Origin of the sequence: Bradyrhizobium brasilense, assembly GCF_029714345.1 — a bacterium.
Taxonomy (GTDB): domain Bacteria; phylum Pseudomonadota; class Alphaproteobacteria; order Rhizobiales; family Xanthobacteraceae; genus Bradyrhizobium; species Bradyrhizobium australafricanum.
The window spans coordinates 2016135-2037930 of the sequence record NZ_CP121669.1 but is presented as its reverse complement, the minus strand read 5'-3'; the positions used below and the strand labels follow the sequence as shown (position 1 = coordinate 2037930).

Here is a 21796-nt window from a genome sequence, read left to right as displayed (position 1 = left end):
GAGCCGCCGCTGCTGTCCGGATTGTACAATGGTGGAGGATCGACGCTTGGCGTGGCGCAATTCGTAGCCCGTGGTAGCGGGGGAGCGCTGCCGCCATTCCCAACACTCAGAAAAACGCCTCCAATGCGCGCTGTGCCGAAGCAGCTCTTTATAGAGGTCGAGGACGAAGGGCGTCCCCGCGGAAAACCGCAGCCTCCGATCTTTGAATCTTTTGGATCTGGCCTGGGATCAGCTCAATCTGAGGAGATCGAGCATTGGAAAACTCCATGAAGGCGTCTGCGGTTTCGAATATTTGATTCACGAGCCCGCGATGCTCTGGTTCAATGATGGAGTAAATGTCGGGTTTGTCGCACCTCCACCATCCTGACCAAAGTTCCGCTTTCTTCTCATTGGGATCAAAAATAAGGATGAGCGCCCCTCCGTCCTCATAGATAAGCTCGGCGGGCACGCAGCCGTGTTTGATCAGCGTTTGCAGAACGTGGCAGAACTCATACCCAAATACGTACACATCAGGCTTTAGCTTAACGACTATGGGTTGGTCTGCGTTATCGTACCCGAAGGAATCGGTACTGCTTGGCGGTTTAATCACTTTGATGCTTCCCGCGCTTGCGCCATGAAGCTAATCGCTGAGCTGCCTGCTTGGATCAGTGATCCTGGTTGGTCAGCCGATACATCAGGCGCTCACCTCGATACCCTTGAGAGCATTAGCCGACCGTGCCCGACGCTCTGAGATACGTCGCTCTATGCCGCGCCGGCGATCGGGCATCGGAAGCTGCGAATCCCGCACGTTGCTCCTTCGCCTGACAAGAATTCGCCGATCAGCTACCCTGCGTTCCGTACCCACTTTTCGGTCGTCTCTCGGCACCACGCTTGCCGATCCGGCGATCGCTCTTCCCGGACGAGCGGCGTAAGCCCTGCGCGCCACCACTTCGCGGAGCGCCAGCCAGATGAACTCGCTGTTGGTGGAAAGATATCGCCGCCATAATTTGCGCGGCTCCATCATCAGGCGCCAGAACCACTCGAGACCGAGCGATTGGAATAGCCGAGGAGCGCGCCTGATAAAGCCGGCCAAGACGTCGAAGCTGCCGCCGACCCCCAGGATGACGGGAACTTGCAGCCGATCCCGATAGCGTTCGCTCCACACCTCCTTGAACGGGGACGGCAAGCCGATAAAGAGAATGTGGGCGCCGCTGGCTCGTATCTCATCGACGATAATTTCGTGCTCGTCCGGACCGAAGTAGCCGTTCCGAAAACCAGCGATCTTCAGCTGCGGAAAGCGCGCCTCGCAGACGCGCACGAGCTTTTCGACGACTTGCTGGTGCGCCCCTAGAAAATAGACACAAAGTTCGTTGGACGCGGCCCCCCTTAAAAGTCCTTCCATCAGATCGATGCCGGCCACGCGTTCCGGCATGTGTTGACCTGACGCTCGTATTGCCCAAACCACCGGCATACCGTCCGCCACCGTCATATCGGCCGCGGAACATGCGTGCGCCAAGGCCACGTCTCGCCGCATCATGCAGAGATGCGACGCATTGATCGTCATCACGACGTGCGAACTGTTTGAGCGGAGACAGATATCGACACAGCGCTGCGCCGCCTGATCGAGCGTAACCGCATCAAATTCCACGCCCAATAGGCTCGCGTGTTGCTTCATCTGCTCAACTCCCCTGCGGCGATTGCCGGCTGGCTTGCCACCGAGCCACTTGCTCGGCGTCCAGGCGAGCCGTGGCAGCTCGTTTACCCAGTCTCAGGCACGCGTGCTGATACGTACGAAGAAAACGTCTGAACTCGGGGTCGTTATAGCGCGGCAACCCCTTTGCCCAGCTGCTGAAGTAACCCCAAAGCATCGCTATGCTTCCGATGAACATTGGGTGCGCGCGAAGACGGGAAGCCGCCACCGCCAGATAGTAAAACGGCGAAGTGCCCATGAAATACTGACCGAAGCCAGCACGAATTCTGCCTGCCCAGATGCTCTTCTGGCTGGCCCCTTGCGGACGAAGGTGGACGAATCGAACTGGCTCTGAATCGACGCTCTCCGCGATCCAGCCCAGCATTCTGGCGCGGTGGCAATCGATGCCATCCCACATGACTTGTCGCACGAATCCCCCGATCTGCTCGAAGCACTCAACCCGATAGAATTTCGTCATTCCAACCGACATTTCGTCGCCGCAGACCTCGGGCACGAGATCGCCAGTTTGGGGATGGACGAACCAGGGTTTGCCTGAGGTCGTCCCGATACGTGGATTATCCTCCATTCGCTGCATCAGCAGTTCGAAGTAGCGAGGCGGCAGGTCGAGATCCATATCAAGCTTGCACAAATAGCCGAAGTCGCCGAGCGACACTTGATCGAGACCATCATAAAACGCCTCAATCACGCCGGGCCCTACCCGCCGATGGCCTCGGTCCTGGCGGCGCACGACGCGCAGATAAGGCAAACGCGCCACATACTCTTCCAGAATCCGTGGCGTATCGTCGGTGGATCCATCGTCAACGACGATCCACAGCGCAGGCGGCACCGACTGTGCAGCCACGCTGTCCAGCGTGTGGCGGAGATAGGGCCCCTCATCGCGGCAGGGCGAAATCAGCACATACCTGCGCGGCGCTGCGCTGTGCGGAGCACTTGAAGCGCGACTGTCAAGCTCGTCCACAGGTCTACTCCCGGTAATATCCTTCGGACCTGACGCCATTTCTTGCCTCGATGGTTCTGAGCTCGACGGGATCGATCTGGTTGAGCACAATGGTCGCCACGCGCTCACGGATGAGCTGCGTTACCGACAAGGCTTCGAGCACGCTCGTGCGCTTGGTCTGACCGCATTCCACAACGAAGACGAACTCGTCGATGAAGCGCTCGATCAGCCTTGCATCGACGACCGACATGATCGGCGCCACCTCCACCACAATGTAGTCATAGGACTTCCGTGCCACGGCGAGCAGGTTTTCCATTTCCCGCGAGCCCAGGAGTTCAGCAGCGTTGGGAATCCGAAGCGCGCAGGCATTCGGCAGGACATCCAGCCCCGAATGCGGTCGCTTGCAAACAAACTCGCCAAGACGGGACGGATCTTCCAGCGCTTCGAAAAGCCCGACCTTCGCATCCGGGGACAGTGCAGTCGTGAGATTCCGGAGATGAAGGTCGGCATCGATCAACAGCGTGCGCGATCCAGAGGACGACAATATGAGCGCGGCAAGATTGGCGGCAACGACAGTCTTTCCCTCTTTCGAAACCGCCGACACGACGCCGATGACTTTGCTCCCGGTCGAGGCGGACGAACGGTCGAGCATCGCCTTCACATTGCGAAGGCCTTCCGCGAAGCGCGAGAAGGGGGCAGCAAGGACATGCTCCTCGATTGGCAATTGACCAGCATAGACGAAGGGCAGTCCGATGCACCGCGTCTCGGTCACCTGTTCGACGGCCTTGGGCGTACGGAACACATCCACCATCCATTCGCGTCCGAAGGCAGAGCCTATGCCGAGAAACAGACCGAGAAAAATGCTGCCTGCCGCCACGATGAGGGTTTTCTTGGAACTCTTGGTCAGCGGCGGAACTGCTCTGGTGATGATCTGCGCACTTTGGGCCGGAAGCGTCTCCGCCTGCGCCGCCTCGATCTCCTTATGCTTTTGCAAGAATCCGCTATAGAGATTACGCAGCGCCTCGGCGGCGCTCTCGAGTTCGCGCAGCTGGCTTCCGGTTTCCGCGGAAAGCTTCGCGGCGGTGTCTTCGAGTTCGGTCTGTCGTGCCCTAGCGACTTCGTATTCGCTGGCGTAGGAATCGGTAATGCGCCCCTCGTCGGACCGAATGGCGGCGTCAACGCTGTTGAGCTGCGCACGAAGCTTGACGACAGCCGCATGCTTGCGACCGACACGAGCTTCCATCTCCGCAAGCCGAGACGCAAGGTCGCGCTTTTGCGTGCGGAGACGTGCAAGTTCGCTGTTGTTGAGCGCGAAGTTGATGACTGCCGCTCGCTTGTCGTTGAATAGCGCGTCCGTCGACACGGCCGACGGAATCCCGTTTGCCTCTGTCCGCTTGATCCGGTCGAGGCGCTCCTTTGCTTCGACTGCCGCGAACTTGGCATTCATCAGCTGGGTATTCAGACTTGCCAGGAGCTCGGTATCCTGAGCGCCAGTGCTGCTGAGATTGTTAGCCGTCTTGAAGTCCTGCAGCGCCTTGTCCGCGTCGGCCACCTGCTTCTTCAGCTCGATCAGCCGCTCCCGCAGCCACTTGCTCACCTTCTGTGTCGATTTCAACTTTGCGTCCTGTAGGGACGCGAGATAGCTATCCACGATTCCGTTGGCGATCTTCGCGGCCTTCTCCGCGCTCTGCGACTCGACCGTAACGTTGATAACGTTCGCGACATCCTCACGTGCAACAGTCACCCGCTTCAGCAGAGATTCGAGAGCCGCTCGTTCAGCGGCTGCAGTGGCTTCCGCCGTGCTGGAGTTCCCGTCTGTGGCGCTGCCAAGTGCAGATCGCCCGGCAAACTCGCCATCACTGGCCAGACCCAGCGAGCGAATAACCGGAAGCAGGACCCTGTCTGATGACAGTACGTAGAGTTGACTGCCGACCTCCACTTCATCCATCGTCGGCTGATCTACGATCTTGTTGGTCTGCAGATAACGATTGAGACTTCGATCGATGAGGATGCGTGCACTGCTCTTGTAGGGCGCCTTCATGACAACAACGGAAGCCACGGCAACCGCCAGCCCAATCAACAGTCCGATAACGGGCAACCGCCATTCGCGGCGCAGAACGTCGACAATGTCCCACAAGCCGAAAGCGGGACGGCCCGCCGCAGGCGGACCGTAGTCTTCCGCAAGCGGCTGGCCGTATTCCTGAATGACCAATTGATTGGTTCTGGTGTCCATGGCTTCGTCTGATCAGTGGGCCGGTTGGGGAATCGGCGACGGCGGTCTCGTATGCATCTCGGTATTCGACAACAGATTGACGCTCGCTATGCCATCAGCTGGATGTTTCGGCCGACGGACATTCAAAAGATCATGCACGATCAGTTTGCTGGCGCGCCCGTCACCGAACGGATTGGCACCGAGAGACATGGCTTCGTGCTCCGCTGGCACATCGAGCAGGCGCTCGACGCCTGCAACAATGCGAGCCGGGTCGGTGGTGACCAGGCGAGCGACGCCGGCGTCAACGGCCTCCATGCGCTCGCTGGTATCTCGCATGACAAGCACGGGCTTCCGAAGCGCCGGTGCCTCCTCCTGAATTCCACCGGAATCGGTGAGGATGAGATACGAGCGCGTCATGAGATAGACGAACTCGGGATAGTTCAGGGGTTCGATCAGGAAGATGTTCGACGCATCGCGCAGATGGTCGAACACCGGCCCGCGCACGTTCGGATTTAAATGGACGGGATACACGATCTGAATATCGTCCCGCCGACTGATCGTCTTCAATGCCTCGCAGATTTGCCGGAACCCGGATCCAAAGCTCTCGCGCCGATGTCCGGTCACGAGGATGAGCCGCTTCGAGGTATCGAGCCATGAGTATTTCGCTTCAAGCGACCGGCGAAGCTCGCCTGGTTGAGAGATATTTGAAGCCATACGGAGCAGCCCGTCGATCACGGTATTGCCGGTGACAATGACGGCGTCTGGCGGATACCCCTCCTTCAGCAGGGCAGAACGCGCACGCAACGTCGGTGCATAATGCCTCGTCGTAACGACGGCAGTGACCCGCCGATTGGCCTCCTCCGGCCATGGACTCATGAGATTGCCGGTTCGCAATCCCGCCTCGACATGCCCGACACTGACCGACCGGAAGAACGCGGCAAGTGCAGCCGCCGTACTGGTTGCAGTGTCGCCCTGTACAAGAACGTAGTCCGGATTGTAGTCGGCGATGACCGGATCGATTCCGGTCATGACCGCGCTGAACACTTCACTCAACGACTGGTTCGGTCGCATGATGTTCAGGTCGTAGTCAGCCTTCAACGAGAAGGCCGACATCACATCATCGAGCATCTGACGATGCTGGCCCGTCACGCAGACGCGCGCATCAATTCCTTCTGCTTCGCCCAGCGCAAGCACAAGCGGTGCCATTTTGATCGCCTCTGGACGAGTACCAAATACACTAAGAATACGCATGAACCCCGACGCCGCCTGTGTTCAATGACTTGCCGTGTTGAATATTTTTGTCGTTTCGAAATGATGCGGCACGCTACCGGATTTTCCCGACGCGTTCATCGCCAACGTTGGCTCGGCACATGTTAAATGAAATTTATAGCTAATTCTCGGAGTTGCCGCGGAGCGCGTTGCGCATCATCGAAGCCGGCCGTTGTCAGGCGGTTCCAGATTTAACCTTTTCGGGTTAACGCGCACTCAGTCATTGTCCGCTGACGTTCTTCGCTACTGCCAGCGAGTTCCAGATTTAACTTCTCCAGGTTAACGCGGATTCGCTGTACCGTTCGCAAATCTTCGCCGATGCATCCTCGTGCTTGCATTCGCAACGGCACGGCGGGAATGCCAATGCGCGTGCAATGAACTCCACAGGCTCGCATTATCCAATTTCGGGAAAACTTGTACAAAACAAGATTAAATAGCGTATCTGGACTAGCGTTGATTGGCGCCATTGCGCGCATCGTGACGACGATCAACGCGCAACTCGCTCCTGATCGAGAGATTCCGGAAGTCGTGTGGCCGGCACTTTCCGGCATTTGATAGGTCGGAGGCAGCGCCTCGTGGAAGGCAAGGTTTTACTCCTCTCGCAGCGTCGGATTTCCGATCTTGTTGCATTTTGCCTCAGCTATGAGTTCGAGGACAATTTGGCGGCGATGACGCGCGCCGATCGGTTCGATGTTCAAAATCGCGCTGCGCTGGAGTTCTCGCGACGGGTCTACAAGTGGACGCGCCTTGCATCAGGATCGACCAAACTGGCAGGTGTGCTGGCACCCTCCCCGCCGCAACTGCGGCTGCAACGTGATTACGAACTGTTCTTCCCGATCTTCAGCAATGCGTATCAACTTCACTCGCTCGCCGCGATTCCCGACTGGCGCAAACGGTGTCGCAAGGCCGCATGCTTCATCACTGAAGTCTGGGCAGACGACATCCCGGAGTATCTGGTCGAGCTCCTGTCCGGATTTGATCATATATTCGTCGGCCTGCATCACTGCGCACCGCAGATTGCGCGAATAGCAGGTCGACCGTGCAGCTATCTGCCGCTGGCGGTCGACGTGGAGCGGTTCGCGCCGAGGCCCGAGCAGCAGCGATCGATCGCCGTGTGCAACATCGGACGTCGTTCGGCGACGACCCACGCCGCGTTGCTGGCCGGCGCCGAGAGAGAGCGCTTCTTCTACTATTACGACACTGTGGCGGCGAGCGGTTCGAACCGAAAGGAAAGGACGTTCCGGGTCGACAACCCGGAAGAACACCGCATCATGATTGCGAATATCCTGCAGCGCAGCCGCTATTTCATTGCCAATCGCAGTCACGTCAACAACCCGGAATTCACAGCCGGACGTGACGAGATTTCCGCGCGCTATTATGAAGGCGCTGCAGCCGGGGCGGTGATGGTTGGAGAAGCGCCGCGCACCGAGGAGTTTGCACGGCAGTTCGACTGGCCCGACGCCGTCATTCATGTACCCTTCGATTCGCCCGACATTTGCCAGATCCTCGAAGCGTTGGACGCAGACCCGGCGCGACTGCGAGCGGTTCAGAACGCAAACGTCCGGGAAGCCGCGCTGAGGCACGATTGGCTCTACCGCATACAGACGGTATTCGACATCCTCGGTATTGCTCATACCGATCAGATGCGCGCACGAGCCAACCGTCTGCGCCAGATCGCCGGATCCTTTGAGCTGCCAGCGGCCGCCTGAAATCGTCACCTCGCGCAGTGCGGAGCAATGCGGCGTTTCCGCCGGTTTATGGTTAACGGCCTGTTAAGCGGCGGCTGCTACATCCCGGCAGGTAGGCGATCCTTTTCATAATGATCGCCAGGGTGTCGCGAACGTCCGCAATGGCGGACAAACGTCAAGCTGCGTATCCAGGCATGAAACGGTCCAGTCAGCTCCCCTCGGCTCAGGCGGCCATCCTCAATGCGCCGCCCTTGCCACGTCAGGCAGACAGGCTTGCTGCACCTCTGCGACGGCGTGGCGCCTGGACGCAATTCGTCGAAGCCCGCCTGCGCGAGCCCGTAAATCCGGAACGAAATCCCGCCGAGCCGCCGCCAGACAGTCCGACCGACAAGCAACCGACGGTCCTAGGCGAGGATCCGAGCTTGCCGAACGGCGGACCGACGAATGAAGCTCATCCGCTCCTTGACCTGGAGCAACCCCTGCAGCCGATTGTGCTCCCGCAGGATGAGGTCAGTCGGCGCCTGAATGAGGCCGCGGAGAACATCGGCCGCTGGACAAATGTGGCTTCGCCTGATGCCGGACCAGACGACGGGTCCGGCTCCCCTGCGGCCGATCCAATCGATGTTTCAGCGGAGGAATCCGACAACCACACGCAGCCAGCGCCACCGGACTCGCATGCCGGCTCAGCGGTAGCCTCGTACACGCCTGAAGCAGATGAAGGAGAGGGATTCAGTCCGGCCGCGGACCCACGTCCGAACTCGGTGCCGCCGGCGTCAATCCGTCCAGCAGTGCAACCGCCCGTGCACACCAGCACTGCCGAGGCGAGCGTCGCGGTGCAGGAACAGCAGATCATACTGATCGACAAGCTGATCGCGGAAGAACTTCAGAGCTCGCCGCGGGACCGACGTTCCGTCACCAGCGAATGGAAGGTGCGCAACTTTGTGTGGTTCCTTGCTCCGACAACGGTTCTGCTGGCGATTGGGACCGGAATGCTCATGCGGGGCAATGTTGCATCCCTGTTCAGCACAGCACCCCAGGTTGCCAGCCATTCGAACGCGACGCCCGTTCAGCCGCCACCGCAAAGCAGACGCAAGCTGAAACCGGCAATTGCCACGTTCGTACATCGTGCTCCGATCGAAGCAGTCGCGCCCGCACCACCCGCACGTTCACTGCCGACGACATATGGGATTTTTGCGTCAAGCAACGGGCGGATGATCCGGCTCGAGCCGATGAACATCCGCCTTCCCGACAGCCGGATCGCCGTGTCGGTATTGACCACGAAGCCGGGCACCGTTGTGGTGCCGCACGGCCCGCTTTCGTTTGTCGCGTATCAGCGCGAGCTTATGACAAGCGCGCCCGACAACGCACAATTGCGCATTCTCGCCCAGGTCGCACGAACACCGTCGTCACCGGCAGTCGCTATGGCCAACGATGCCTGGGCGATCCGGTCCGTTTCCGTCGACCTGACCGTAGCGCCGGTCCCTGAAAGCCGCGAGATGGTCGAGCTGCAGCCAGTGAACCCCGATCTCGTCCTCTCACCCGGCCGTTACGTGCTGGTCTTCAAAAACCAGGCCTACGACTTTGTCGTAGCCGGCAAGGTTATCGATAAGGCCCATTGCCTCGATAGGGCGGAAACGCCGGACGGCGACAGGTTCACCGAGTGCCGCAAGCTCCCATAATGTAGGGCGGCCCGGTCCTAGGGCGGCGTCGACGCGACCGCGGCCGGCGGCAACTTCGTCGCTTTCGCAGTGGCGACACCGACGCTGAGCTGGCCGGTCCTACGCCAAAGCAGCAGCCCTGCTCCGCCGCCGATCGTACAGATCGCAAGCAGCACAATTTCCCCACGCCCCAATCCACCAGAGATCAGTGCGTAGGGCAGCATGCCCAGGCCCATCCAGAACAGCTTTTGCCACTGGTAGGAGTCGTATCTCTTGCCAAGGTTGCGACGCTTGAACCACAGATCTTTCGCTTCGCGCGAAAACGGAAGAACACGTCGGCACACGGCCGGCACAAGGCGAAGCGCGAGCAGCAGGGCAAGAAACATCGTCAACACGACTACGATACGATCGTCGCCGCCGGACAGCAGTCGGAACACCGGCAGAATGCAAAGGCCGAGGCCGATCCTCAGGAGTGCCCCGGCGGGCCAGGTGTCCAAGTTAATCAGGAAGCGCTCAAAGGAGGTCATGGGCGTAATCCAGGATCAGGAGTTGACTTGCAGTCGTACAATGCCGAAGTCGCGTAGCAAGGACCACGCGAGTTGCAGTGGCCGCGTGATCCTGAAGACCCCGACCACGACGGTCAGGTAGGCCGTCACACAGATCACGCTCGCGAAGGGGATTCGCAGCAACCGTGGCAATTCCTGCAGGAATGCCTCCTGTATCGAGAAGGCGACCGCTACGGCGACCAGCGCAGCAATGGTCTGCGGCGCTGTTGCGCGCAGGACGTCCCCGATGCTGATCCCGACCGGCTTGCCGGCGTAGACGAGCGCAGGAACGAACAGCGCGAACATAGTGACCGTGTAGGCGATCGTTACCCCGACCACGCCGAACGGCAGTCCGACTGCAAGCGCAACCAATTGGCAGATTGCACTGAAGATGCCCCATCGCATCCACCGATCTGGACGCCCGACCGCGACATGGACCCAACCGAGAGTTCGCTCGATGCAGTCTGCAATGCCGCGAATGGCGAGGATACAGAGCAGGGGGCCCGCGGGAGACCATTTCTCTCCGAGAAGCACGATCACGATGTCATGAGCGCTCACGGCCAGGGCGGCGAAGGCGGGCCCCGAAAAGTAGCAAAGCAGTGACAACGCGCCTTCCCAGGAGCGCTTTAGTTCAGCCGCACTGTGCTGGAGCTTGCTCAGTCCCGACACCGCGATGTTGTGCAGCGGCTCACTGAGAATCGACAGCAGGTTGTTGTAGATCGTGAAGGCGTTCTGAAAATAGCCAAGCGGCCCTGCACCGAGGAAATAGCCCATCGCGATTCTGTCCGCCGAACGAGCGAAGTAATCCGTCATGGTGAAGCCGGTCACTCCCAGCCCGAACCGCAGCAGTTCCTTGACCATTGGCGTGAGTCTGGGCCTGCCCGGTATCCATCGACAGGCGGTCCAGGCTCCAACGACGGTCAAAGCCGACGTTATGATCGGCTTGGCGATCAGCGCCCAGTAGCCCCAGCCCGAAAGCGCCAGTCCGACGCTTGCAGCGCTTCCGATGATGTTCGCCGATATGTCGATCATCGCGATGCGGCGAAACTGCATTGCCCGACGCATCAACGCATAGTGCTGCGTCGACAAAGCCATCATCAGGAAGGTCACCGACAATGCCACCGCCATGCCCGCGAGCGATGGCTCGGCGAAGGCACGCGCAATCCACCGACCGGACGCAGCCAGCACGACAGCCAGCACGACGCCGATCAGAACATTCAGCCAGAACAACGTGCTGACCTCGGCGCGTGAGATGCTGCTCCGCTGGGCGGAGGCCTCGCTCATCCCGAGATCGACGAAAAGGGGAGCAAAGCCGATCAGGGCCAGCATCATGGCCACCAACCCGAAATCGTGCGGTCCGAGCAGTCGCGCCAGCACGATCGTCGAGGCCAACTGAACGAAGATATTCAGTCCACGCGCAGCAATGAACGCCACGCCGCTGTGCAGCGACCTACGGCCAAGGCCAGAATATGGCTTGTTGTCCGCAAAATACTGATCGGTGCGTTCGTTTCGATGCACGCGCCGTTCCCGTTCAATTCGCTGGATTCTGGCTTTGAGGTACCCGCTCAAGCCAGATTTCCCGCCAATAGGGATAGATGGCGCGCGGGCAGAAGCGGCGGCAGATCGCATAGCGCGCCTCACACACGACATCCTTCAGGATGATCGCGTCCGTCTTGAAACGGACCATCTTGCACGAACCTTCGTCGATGATCTGCTTTTGACGCCTCTCGACCTCGTACTCGCGTTCGGTGAACGGTACCATCTCCGGATCGAAATACAGGCCGCGGTTGCGGTAATTGCAGTCCAGCGTCTCGAGGATGTCCTTGTACGGCTTGACGCGCACGACGTCGCCCACCTGCAGATCAAGTCGGGACTGCGGGGCCTTGCTACCCTCTGGCACACCGAAGGGCCTGATCGGATAAGGCACGCCACCTCTCATGCGCTGGAACGTGTCGTAGATCCAGCGCATCGCGGTGCCGATGCCCAGCCCCGCTTCGGTGACCGTGCGCCAGACCGAGAACGTCAATCCGGCGACGAGGTCCTGCAACCGAACGTTACCCGAAGTGTAGTCCTCGACATACTGACGCGGATCCCACCACTTCAGGGGTTGCGTGGCGAATTTTACCTGTGTGTTCTGGCAAACGTAGGTCGGCTCGGTTTCGCCCACCTTCGGCGGATGCTTGATGGTGCTCCACAGCGTTTCCTCGCTGCAGCCGCCAGATCCTAACGACTTGCCCGCGCCAGCTGGCGACGGCCCTTTCTCGCCCGCCGGCTTCAACCAGGCGTCCTTCCAGAATATCAGACAGGCCGCCTCGCAGCCGTCATGAGCCGCACCATTGCAGCGGATGTTCTCGAGATGGACCGTGTTCAGCATCTTGCGGCCGCCGATACCTAGCGCGGGATCGCAGGTCTTGTGAGCTCGCTTACCGACGCGAAGCGTCTTGCCGCAATGCTTCAGCATCTCTGGCATGAAGGGCATTTCCTCCAGGCGGCCGTTGGCATCCAACGTCGCGAGGATCTCCTCCTTGCTTCTGACCTCCACCAGGTCACCAGCGCGAAAGATACTTGAGAATAACGTGCTCATATCGTGCGCCTTGAGATAAATCCTGCAATCAGAACTTCACCGGCTGCGTGACGTCCGCGCAACCATCGTCAGATCAGGGTCAACTTTCGCCCGAAAAATGCCTCGGCGAAGCGTTCCGTAGCCCTGCACTCCATGCCCCGAATCCGCGCGAGGCCGCGAAAGGTGTCTGCATCGAACCACTGCTTGGATCGCTGCGTCCCGAAATGCTTGAGCAGGAGTTCAATCTTACGATCGAGCGCCGCCGCCGATACCGGCATGTAAACGTTGGGTTGACCGAAGTCGCCATCCCACTTCGGGATCTCATATTCCAGAATCTGATGATCACGAAACGTGTTCCAGGTCAGGCGGCAGACCTGACGATGGTCCTGATGGGCATCATCCCTGCGATGCGTCAGAATGACGTCGGGCTCGACCCGCCGCTTCAGCGATTCAAACCATTCCTTGATGGCTTCTCCCCTTTCCGGGAAAAATCCGTCGGGAAACGACAGCACCTCGACATTCGCGGATGCAGCCTCGCACAAGAAGTCAGCTGCCGACGCTCTCGCCTCAGCCTCCCGTATGGCGCCACCGCTTAGAACGCACCAATGCACGTCCAGCTTGATACCGTGCTCGATCAGACCAAGCAGCGTCGCTCCCGCGCCGATTTCAATATCATCCGAATGGGCGCCGAGGCATAGGATCGACAGACGGTCTCCGGGCCTGGCAAGCTGCAATGCTCTCATTCCGGTTATGCCGCGCTGGCTACCGACGGGTGATTCAGCCGCCACGGCGTGTCGCCGCGCTCCACCATGTCCTCCAACACTTGTCTATCGCGCAAGGTATCCATGGCGCGCCAAAAACCCTCATAGCGATAGGCCATGAGATGACCGCCCTCGATCAAACGGTTGAACGGTTCCTGGACGAGTTCTTCTCCCTCCTTGATGTAGTCGAAGATTTCGTTGCGGAAGATGAAGTAGCCGCCGTTGATCCAAATCTCGGACTCTGGCTTCGAGCGAATCCGCTGCACCGACCCCTCGGCATCAAACTCGGCAAGGTGGAAGCTGATCGGTGGATGGATCGCCACGAAGCAGCCGATCTTTCCGCTTTCCTTGAACTTCTGGATCATGTCCGGCAGCGGCGCATCGGTCAGCCCGTCGCTGTAGTTCGCAAGGAACATCTCCTCGTCCTGGACGAGATGGCGGACGGCCAGCAAGCGCTGCCCGATGTTGCGCCATGTCCCCGTATCCACCAGCGAAACCCGCCAGTCCGGCTGATGTTCGCCGATCAGCTCGACCTTTTTGCCGTACTCCGAGATCACGCAGTCGCTGTTCGCAGTCGCGCGATAATTCAGGAAGTAATCCTTGATCACGTTCGCCTTGTAGCCAAGGCACAATATGAAATCATTGTGGTTGTATTGGCTGTAGTACTGCATCACATGCCAGAGGATCGGCTGATGGCCGATCGGGACCATCGGCTTCGGTATGCTCTCCGAATACTCGCGGATCCGCGTACCGAGACCGCCGCAAAAAAGGACAACCTTCATGGCGCAACCTCACGCGGATCAATGATTTCGACGTTAGGAATCGGAACGATGAACTTGCAGCCCCAGTCCGCGACATGCCGCATTTGCGCGACGATTTCCCTCTTCAAATTCCAGGGCAGGATGAACAGGTAGTCGGGACGAGCCTCGTCGATGGCTTCGACCGGGAGGATCGGAATGTGCATTCCCGGTGTATAGCGGCCGTGCTTGTAGGGGTTGCGGTCCACGGTGAAGTCGAGGAAGTCCGTACCGATGCCGCAGTAGTTCAGCAGCGTGTTGCCCTTGCCGGGAGCGCCATAGCCGCAGATCCGCGCGCCCTTGTTCTTGCTCGCGATCAAGAACGACAGCAGTTCGCGCTTGGTGCGATGAACCCGCGATGTAAACTGCTCGTACTGACCTATGTCTTCCAGGCCGATCCGACGCTCATGGGCCAGCAGTGCGGACACCGCGGCGGAGACGGCGTGAGTCGCATCGGCGCGGCAGAGATAGACGCGAAGCGAGCCGCCATGCGTTGAGATCTGCTCGACGTCGAAAACCTTCAGATCATGCCGCCGCGCCAGACGATCGATCGTGACCAGCGAGAAATAGGAGAAATGCTCGTGATAAATGGTATCGAACTGATTTTCGTCGATGAGCCGCTCAAGATGCGGGAATTCGAGCGTAATCACGCCTTGCGGCGTGAGCAGGCACGCCATTCCGGCGGTGAAATCGTTTAGATCCGGAACCTGTGCCAGCACGTTGTTGCCGATAATCAGATCGGCGCGCTTGCCATCTGACACCAGCTTCCGCGCCAGCTCCAGGCCGAAGAACTCGACCATTGTCGGGACGTTCTTCTGCCTAGCAACTTCGGCCACGTTGGCCGCCGGCTCGATTCCCGTGACCGGCACCCCGAGCGGCAGGAAGTGCTGCAACAGGTAGCCGTCGTTGCTCGCGATCTCGTAGACGCGGCTCTCGGCACCAAGGCTCAGCCTGGCCTTGATCATCTCACAGTAGCGCCGCGCATGTTCCACCCACGACGTCGAGTAAGACGAGAAGTAGGCGTACTCGGTGAAGATATGCTCCGGTTTGACGTATTCCTGGAGTTGCACCAGGAAGCAGACCCCGCAAACCACGGTGTGCAGCGGATAGTACGGCTCCATGGCGTCGGTCTGGTCGGCTGTGAGAAAACTTTCGCAGAGGGGCGACATTCCCAGGTCGACAAACGTCGATTTCAACGTCGCGCCGCACAGACGGCAGTTACCGTGAGAGGATTTCGACCGAATCGATTTGAATCTCGAGTGAGCGTTCATTGGGCCGTACCATGAATATAGGATTGCCGAATATGAGATTGCCGGCGCTTAAATCGGGCTCGTTAGATTGAATTTTATCGTATGAAAGCGAACAATATGAAGCGATATCGAACAACAAGGTAAACCACGCAGTTGCTGAAAATTTTAGTAAAATTGTATAGAACTGGTCGTCGACAATTGGCCTCTCGGTCGGGAGTGGATACGTCCCATGCGCTTTGAAGCAACAGGACTTGACGGAGCGTGGCTCGTCAAAATCGAGCCTGCACACGATGAGCGCGGCTTTTTTGCGCGCACGTTCTGCGAAGACGAGTTTCGCGCATACGGGCTCGTGACCAGATTTCCCCAGCACAGCATCTCGAGCTCCTCGCGCAAGGCGACATTGCGTGGAATGCACTTTCAGAATGAGCCGCACGCCGAGGTTAAGCTCGTGCGCTGCTTGAACGGATCGATTTGGGACGTCATCATCGATCTGCGTGCGAACTCGCCTACCTTTCGTCAATGGCGCGGCTTCGAGCTTTCAGCGGAGAACGGTTCGCAGCTCTACATCCCCAAGGGGTTCGCGCACGGCTTTCAAACCTTGAGCGACAACGTTCAGGTCAATTACCTGATTTCGGAGTTCTACGAGCCTTCGGCTGCTAACGGCGTCCGATACGACGACCCGATGTTCGGCATCAGCTGGCCTCTGGCCGTAAGCACGATCTCCGATAAGGACCTGAACTGGCCGCTTCGGGGTGCGTGAGCGCCTACCGCACAGGCGCGAGGAGCCCGTGGCGCTCGAGCACCTTTGCTGTCTTCAGAATGACCGGGAACGGCAGGTCGGCACGCCTGGCGATATCAAGCAGAGAATGATGTCCGTCGGACAGATTTAGAATCCACAGCATCGCCATGTTGGCTGCAGCGGCGTCCTTGTCGCCGCCGATCGCACCATAGAGTCCGCGTCTGCCCAGCTGCGGTTCGCCTTTCGGCGACGTGTTGTAGTAGCTGCGGTTGCCTTCGAGCAGGTCGATGACTTCGGAAATGATGCGGAAGGATTCCCCGAGGTGCTCCGGCCGAATGAAGCTCAGGTCGTCGGCCGAGGTATGATACTGAGGGATGGCACCGAAACGGCTGCGCTGAAACAATCCCACCGGCAGGTTGAACCCGGGCGAGCAGTATTGCCGCTCATCATAGCCGTAGGGCGAAAACGCCAATATCGTCGGCGCCAGCTTGGAATGCTGCAGCGTGTGTATCATTGCACGGTCGATTTCGGCATCGCCCTGCCTGCTCTTCTTGTATGTCGGACCGGCGCCGTCTCCGACCATTGATACCACGAGGCCGTGCTTGATATGAGACACACGATGCTCATTGCGGGCGAGCCAGGTGATCGCGCCAATCGTTCCCGGCGCAAAGAGAAACCGATAGCTGTATCGCGTTCGCATCTGGGAGATGCGGCTTGCGAGCTCCGCAAGCAGGGCCAGACCGGAACAATTGTCATTGGCAAGCGAGGGATGGCAAACATGCGCCGACAGAAGCACCTCGTCGTCTGACTCTCCCCGGTGAAAATACTCACCATAGGTCAAATGCCCGTCGGCGAGGGTCGAGTCGATCACGACCTCGTAGCTATCGTCCCGCAGTTGCTCCAGCTGTCGGTGGGCCATGCAGAAAGCCCAGTTTTCCTGGTAGTAAGACGTTCGGTAGGGGACCAGGTCCGGCTGATCGGGCAATGTGAAGATGTGGGACTCAAGCTCGTCCAGCGACATGGTGCGGCGCACCGGCACGCTGTAGCTCATGACGTGCAGGTTCGATTCGTTGAAATCTACGACCTTCCGGCCCCGCGGGTCCTTGATGTACGCGTCCCGAATGTTCCACTCACGTGGCACGACCCAGTCGAGAACGGGTGTACCGGTCGGCACCTCGTGGACATCAAGGGAGATGTGCGCACCGATCTCCCGAAGGGTCTGCCGCACACCGTTACCGGTAATGCTGCGGCAGATCGGGTAGATCCTTTCCGCAAGCGCAAAGATCTTTGCGCCTGAACTTGTGACATCGTCTGCCGCCGACACGCCGTCCTCCTGGTGTGTCAAATCGATCGGCGCGTGTATTAGTTCGCGGCGAGAGCCGATTGCCCGACGCTCTGCCTCGACTTTACATGGCGGAGATCCGCATCGAGCACGCCGTCCGCCAGCAGCTTGTTGACGTGGCTGATGCGCTGATACCGGGGACCTTCGAACTCTTCGAGCGTGATGCCCGAGGCCCGGTAGGCCTTATAGAGCTGTTCCGCGCCCATCCTCGCATCCCATTGCGGCTTGAACTCCGGCAGCCGGGTTCGGATCTTTTCGAAGCTCACGCGGTAGGACCGCGTGTCGGGACCGGCGCCATCGGCAAATTCGATCTGACAGCCAGGGACAACATCGGCGACGATCTTCGCGAGATCGCGGATCTGGTAGTTGTGCGCCGTCTGGCCGACGTTGAAGGCTTCATTGAACACCGCCGCCTCGGGAGCCTCCATCGCCGCGATAAAGGCGCGGGAGATGTCCTCGATGTGAACGATGGGCCGCCAGGGCGTGCCGTCCGACTTCAAGAGGATCTTTCGCGTTGTCACCGCCCAGGCAACGAGATTGTTCAGCACGACATCGAATCGGAGCCGGGGAGATACGCCGTAAGCCGTTGCGGGTCGCAGGTAGACCGGGCAAAATCCGTCACCGGCGAGGCCGGCAATATCGCGCTCCGACTGCACCTTGGATTCGCCATAGGCAGTCACCGGGTTGAGCGCTCCGGTTTCGTCGATCATGCCCTCGCCCGCCTTGCCGTAGTTGCTGCAGGAGGACGCGAACACGAACCGTCGCACACCGGCTTGCTTGGCCAGTTGCGCGAGGCGCACGCTGGCTACATGATTGATCTGGTCGGTAAGGCCGGGTCTCAGATTGCCGAGCGGATCGTTCGACAGCGCGGCAAGATGCAGAACCGCGTCAAAAGCCTTCAGGTCCGCAAGTTCGGCGTCTCGCGTATCCTTGCAAATCGCCGGCACATCCACGATCGACCCGCCCTCTGCAAATGTGCAGCGAGAGTACAGATCGCTGTCGAGGCCCACGACTTCGTGCCCGGCACGCCGTAGCATCGGGGTGAGCACTGTTCCGATGTAGCCGAGATGTCCGCTCACGAGAACGCGCATCTAAACGCCTCCAAATTTATTCTGTTTCTATCTCGCCTACTTATTTCAAAATCGCCCGCTGATGCACGTGTTTGTAAAACCTTAGTTAATGGCGCGCCCGAAATTGCGGGAACGATCCGCTCAGGACGACGGAAAATGGTTGAGCCGTACCCCATGATCGTTGACGTCGCCGGTAGCGGCGCCAGGCGAAAGACGCCGCAGCAGCGCCTGGGGAACTCTGCGTAGTTGCCGGTGAAGCCGGTACCGTGTGGTGGAGCGGCTGACGTCGAAGCGATTGGCCAGTTCTCCGCCGAACGCCACAACGAATTTGTATCGCGCCTCGTTTTCGATTCCGCCATCGAAATCGAAATGAAGGCCCCGCTCGTGCGCCAGTTCGATGCCACTCCAGAGGAGCAGACTTACTGCGCCTGGATGCGCAATGCTCCTGTCCCGCGATGACAGGAAATAGTGCACGAACTTGTGGTCCCAGACGAAGAAGACCTGGGCGTGGACGTTGTTGTTCGAGTCCACCGCCGCGAGGATCTTGCATTGCTGTCGCTCGCTCGCGGCGGCATAGACAGCTTCCAATCGCGAGAGGTCGAAATACGACTTCGCGCCCTCCAGGTTGGCCTGGTAATACTTCACGAAGTATTTTGGGGACGTGACTTCGCGAATGGCGAGCCGTTCCCGCGCGCGTCGTATCACGTTCTTCGTCTTGTCGCGCAATCCCGACCAGAGCTCGTCTCGGGGGATCGTGCATTTCAGCATGAAAGTCGGATGCGCGCGCACCTCGTAGCCGCACGCGAGGAACGCGGCCACATCGCTGAACCCGGTATCGAGCGTCATCTCGACGTGATCGAAATCCGCGACCTGTTTGAGCAGGTCAGTGATGACCGCATGCGCCAACCGCATGCGCGCTTCCGTCTTGCCGGACTGCAGCGTGACCGTCGGTCCGAGAAAGCGCGTGATTTGAGGCATCTCACATATGTTCATCCCGCCTTCAGTACGCGTGACGAACCGGAGAGAACCCACGACGCGCCCGCCACGCGAACAAGTGACTTCACGCCAGCCACCGGGAGCCAGCGCATCCAGCCACCAATCCTCGTGAAAGACCGATTTGCGCATCAAATTCCTCTTCCGGAGACTAACCGGATAGCGAATCGGCAATCTGATTAAACCAAAACGTGCAGAAATGCCCAAGGTCCGCGCGGATCAGAAGGCCTTAGCTTCTATTGTAGTTAACGACGTCTGCAGCATTTAAATCGGGGCGCTCGCCTAGTTAGCCTCTGAGCTCGGCGTCGGTCAGGTGACGCATTGACGCAATACCGCGCCTGTTCAAAACATATTTAATCATTGCCCGCGAGGCGTGTGCTCACTGCGAACTTTTGCGTGCCGATCCATTCAAATTCGGCTGCACGAACGGCGTGCCGGCGTCATAGCGCGCTTTGGCCGGAAGCACATGAAGCTTCGTTTTCCCGACCGGGTCCACCCAAGGCCACTCGTATCCGCGCCCGGCATCGAAGAACGGGGGGCGGCTTGTGAGGTACATGGAAGCAGGCAAGGCGCGATCCTCGATTCCGGAATCCCAGTGCGTTTTGTTGGTGAGGTAATCAAAATTGCCATATCGAATCGTGGACGTCGCAACCTTTGCGTCCGTCGGATATGGTTTCACGGCGTCCCAGCCGAGCATCCAGACGCCGGGCTTTGCGTCGGTAAAACGGGTTTCATACGACCAGCCGTCCATCTGACCGGGAACCCCGAGCACGTTTCCTATGAAAGACATCCAGTAGGAATACGCCATCAGACCAGCGGCGCGGCGCGGCCCATTGCGGGGCTGCGACACATCGTCGATCGTCCCGCCGGCCTGATTGTCGAACGCTGCCCGGACGCCGCGCAGATAGTTGCGGAAAAACGTGTGATAGATGCTGTTGCCGTGAGTGTCGTCGCTGTCGGCGTTCTGAGCGTAGTTGCCCTCGAACAAGACGTGATGGGCGCCCACCATGTGGCTGGCGTTGAGCCCGGTCTCGATCCAGGCTCCATTCGTATTGATGTAGCCCATGTCCATGTAGTTATAGCCGACCACGGAGCCCGCCCCGGCGGAACGCGCCACCACCAGCTTGTTGGCCCTCACGGCAATTCCATTCTCGATCAGAACTTCCGAAGATCCGGCGGAAAGACTAATGGCATATCCCCCTCCGCCGGGTTGAGCCCAGGCCGCGTCGTGCACATAGAACTCGCGCAGTTCGACCCGAAAGGAGCTGTGGATTGCAAAGCCTTCGCCGTGCCAAACCGAATTGTCGACGTTTTTCGCCCACGAAGAAGCAGCCCAATTGAAGCGAAGATTGCCCGCGTCGCCCCCCTTGAGCGCCAGATCTTCGACGCCCGCGTGCTTCACATGCGGCTGCGCGAAGCGTGACAGTTGAGCTGCGTTTGCTTTCCGATAGCTGATGTGAACTGGAGTCGTGAAGGTGATCCTGGAACCGGAGACGGTGCTGATCTCCTTGACCTCGGCAACAGGCCGATCAGGTCTCCCGAACCACGATCCAGCGCTCTGTGGCGTCGACGGAAACGCATCGGGTGCAAAGTCATCGACAAACTGAATTGCAGGTTTGTGCTTTTGCCAGACAACCCTGAAATCTTCCGACGCCCAGATCTGCCCTCGCCCCTGCGGGTCGACACGCCAATCAGCGGCCGACGCCTCGTCGAGCAGCACGATTTGTCCAGGCACAAAGCCTGCAGCGTCGTCGACCTCGACCGTTCTTTCGCCCTTTATTGCATCATTCCGAAGGTTCGCCGACCGCACGGCATTGACCGTGTCGCTCGTGCTGGAGAAAAGCGACGGTCCCACCACGACCAGCGGAGACGGCTTGGCACCGACTGCGTCATTGAAAGGTTTCGCGCCATCTTGCTTTTCGAGCATCGTCCGGCCCGGACCGGAGCCGCGCAGCGTGATTGCCTTGTTGAGCAGCAGGAAATTGCCGCCATTGATCAGAAACCGCCCCGCCGCCAGTTGCACGACCTGCCCTACCGGACATGCGTTGATTGCGCCCTGGATTGCCGCAGCGTCATCGAGTGTGCCGCCACGAGGCGACAGCGTCGCGCAGATGGTTTTTCGAGAGGGTATCCCACCCTCGGCCATCAGGCCGGGTTGCCAGGTGGTCGCGCGATCTGAAGGCAGTATTTCCATCGAATCGAGAGCAAATGCGGACGAATGGCTTGAGCATGCAACGAAGATCATCGTTGCAGCCAAGCACTGCCAAGGCCGTCGCAGGGCC

The 21796-nt window shown here is 59.4% G+C and carries 18 protein-coding genes; 3 read left to right on the top strand and 15 right to left on the bottom strand.

Going from position 1 to position 21796, the window contains the following annotated elements; all coding sequences use genetic code 11:
- Window positions 1-148: 148 nt before the first annotated feature.
- The 5 genes from QA635_RS09425 to wecB form a co-directional block, all read right to left on the bottom strand.
- The gene (locus QA635_RS09425; protein WP_253606977.1) at window positions 149-589 is read right to left on the bottom strand and encodes a hypothetical protein; all 441 of its coding nucleotides are present in this window, start codon (window positions 587-589) and stop codon (window positions 149-151) included.
- 84 nt (window positions 590-673) lie between these two features.
- A complete protein-coding gene (locus QA635_RS09420) occupies window positions 674-1654 on the bottom strand; it encodes a WecB/TagA/CpsF family glycosyltransferase (RefSeq protein WP_283068465.1) in 981 nt (326 codons plus the stop codon).
- 4 nt (window positions 1655-1658) lie between these two features.
- Window positions 1659-2648 carry a glycosyltransferase family A protein gene (locus QA635_RS09415; protein WP_283068464.1) on the bottom strand — a complete coding sequence of 330 codons (990 nt, stop codon included), beginning with the start codon at window positions 2646-2648 and terminating at the stop codon, window positions 1659-1661.
- A gap of 4 nt (window positions 2649-2652) precedes the next feature.
- On the bottom strand, window positions 2653-4860 hold the full coding sequence (locus QA635_RS09410) for a GumC family protein (RefSeq protein WP_283068462.1): 2208 nt from the start codon (window positions 4858-4860) through the stop codon (window positions 2653-2655).
- Between the two features lie 12 nt (window positions 4861-4872).
- Window positions 4873-6045, bottom strand: coding sequence for a non-hydrolyzing UDP-N-acetylglucosamine 2-epimerase (gene wecB, locus QA635_RS09405; protein ID WP_341850422.1), 1173 nt, complete (start codon window positions 6043-6045; stop codon window positions 4873-4875).
- A 638-nt stretch (window positions 6046-6683) separates the two neighbouring features.
- On the opposite strand from wecB, the gene QA635_RS09400 reads away from it, so the two are divergent.
- Both QA635_RS09400 and QA635_RS09395 read left to right on the top strand, forming a co-directional pair.
- The gene (locus tag QA635_RS09400) at window positions 6684-7817 is read left to right on the top strand and encodes a glycosyltransferase family protein (RefSeq protein WP_253606972.1); all 1134 of its coding nucleotides are present in this window, start codon (window positions 6684-6686) and stop codon (window positions 7815-7817) included.
- Between the two features lie 140 nt (window positions 7818-7957).
- Window positions 7958-9475 carry a hypothetical protein gene (locus QA635_RS09395; RefSeq protein WP_283068456.1) on the top strand — a complete coding sequence of 506 codons (1518 nt, stop codon included), beginning with the start codon at window positions 7958-7960 and terminating at the stop codon, window positions 9473-9475.
- Between the two features lie 17 nt (window positions 9476-9492).
- Here QA635_RS09395 and QA635_RS09390 read toward each other — a convergent pair whose 3' ends face one another.
- The 6 genes from QA635_RS09390 to QA635_RS09365 all read right to left on the bottom strand — a co-directional run bounded on the left by QA635_RS09390 (window position 9493) and on the right by QA635_RS09365 (window position 15391).
- A complete protein-coding gene (locus QA635_RS09390; protein WP_283068454.1) occupies window positions 9493-9981 on the bottom strand; it encodes a hypothetical protein in 489 nt (162 codons plus the stop codon).
- A 15-nt stretch (window positions 9982-9996) separates the two neighbouring features.
- Window positions 9997-11568 (bottom strand): lipopolysaccharide biosynthesis protein, encoded by a 1572-nt coding sequence (locus tag QA635_RS09385; protein WP_283068452.1) that lies wholly within the window; start codon window positions 11566-11568, stop codon window positions 9997-9999.
- Complete coding sequence (locus QA635_RS09380; protein ID WP_283068451.1) at window positions 11531-12583, bottom strand: hypothetical protein; 1053 nt, start codon at window positions 12581-12583, stop codon at window positions 11531-11533. Before QA635_RS09380 ends, QA635_RS09385 begins: the two co-directional genes overlap by 38 nt.
- A 68-nt stretch (window positions 12584-12651) precedes the next feature.
- Window positions 12652-13305 (bottom strand): PIG-L deacetylase family protein, encoded by a 654-nt coding sequence (locus tag QA635_RS09375; protein ID WP_283068449.1) that lies wholly within the window; start codon window positions 13303-13305, stop codon window positions 12652-12654.
- Window positions 13306-13310: 5 nt separating this feature from the next.
- Window positions 13311-14105: a glucose-1-phosphate cytidylyltransferase gene (locus QA635_RS09370; protein WP_283068447.1), complete on the bottom strand. Its 795-nt coding sequence runs from the start codon at window positions 14103-14105 to the stop codon at window positions 13311-13313.
- Complete coding sequence (locus tag QA635_RS09365; RefSeq protein WP_225158752.1) at window positions 14102-15391, bottom strand: class I SAM-dependent methyltransferase; 1290 nt, start codon at window positions 15389-15391, stop codon at window positions 14102-14104. The genes QA635_RS09370 and QA635_RS09365 overlap by 4 nt, the downstream gene beginning before the upstream one ends.
- A gap of 208 nt (window positions 15392-15599) precedes the next feature.
- On the opposite strand from QA635_RS09365, the gene rfbC reads away from it, so the two are divergent.
- Entirely contained in the window at window positions 15600-16130 is a 531-nt protein-coding gene (gene rfbC, locus QA635_RS09360; protein ID WP_225158753.1) for a dTDP-4-dehydrorhamnose 3,5-epimerase, read from the top strand.
- 4 nt (window positions 16131-16134) lie between these two features.
- Here rfbC and QA635_RS09355 read toward each other — a convergent pair whose 3' ends face one another.
- From QA635_RS09355 to QA635_RS09340, 4 genes are all read right to left on the bottom strand, one after another.
- Window positions 16135-17454, bottom strand: a complete 1320-nt coding sequence (locus QA635_RS09355; protein ID WP_225158754.1) for a DUF4910 domain-containing protein — start codon at window positions 17452-17454, stop codon at window positions 16135-16137.
- Window positions 17455-17471: 17 nt separating this feature from the next.
- Window positions 17472-18542, bottom strand: a complete 1071-nt coding sequence (locus tag QA635_RS09350) for an NAD-dependent epimerase/dehydratase family protein (RefSeq protein WP_225158755.1) — start codon at window positions 18540-18542, stop codon at window positions 17472-17474.
- Between the two features lie 120 nt (window positions 18543-18662).
- On the bottom strand, window positions 18663-19646 hold the full coding sequence (locus QA635_RS09345) for a GNAT family N-acetyltransferase (protein ID WP_225158756.1): 984 nt from the start codon (window positions 19644-19646) through the stop codon (window positions 18663-18665).
- Window positions 19647-19893: 247 nt separating this feature from the next.
- Window positions 19894-21759: a pectate lyase family protein gene (locus tag QA635_RS09340; protein ID WP_283068445.1), complete on the bottom strand. Its 1866-nt coding sequence runs from the start codon at window positions 21757-21759 to the stop codon at window positions 19894-19896.
- Window positions 21760-21796 lie beyond the last annotated feature (37 nt).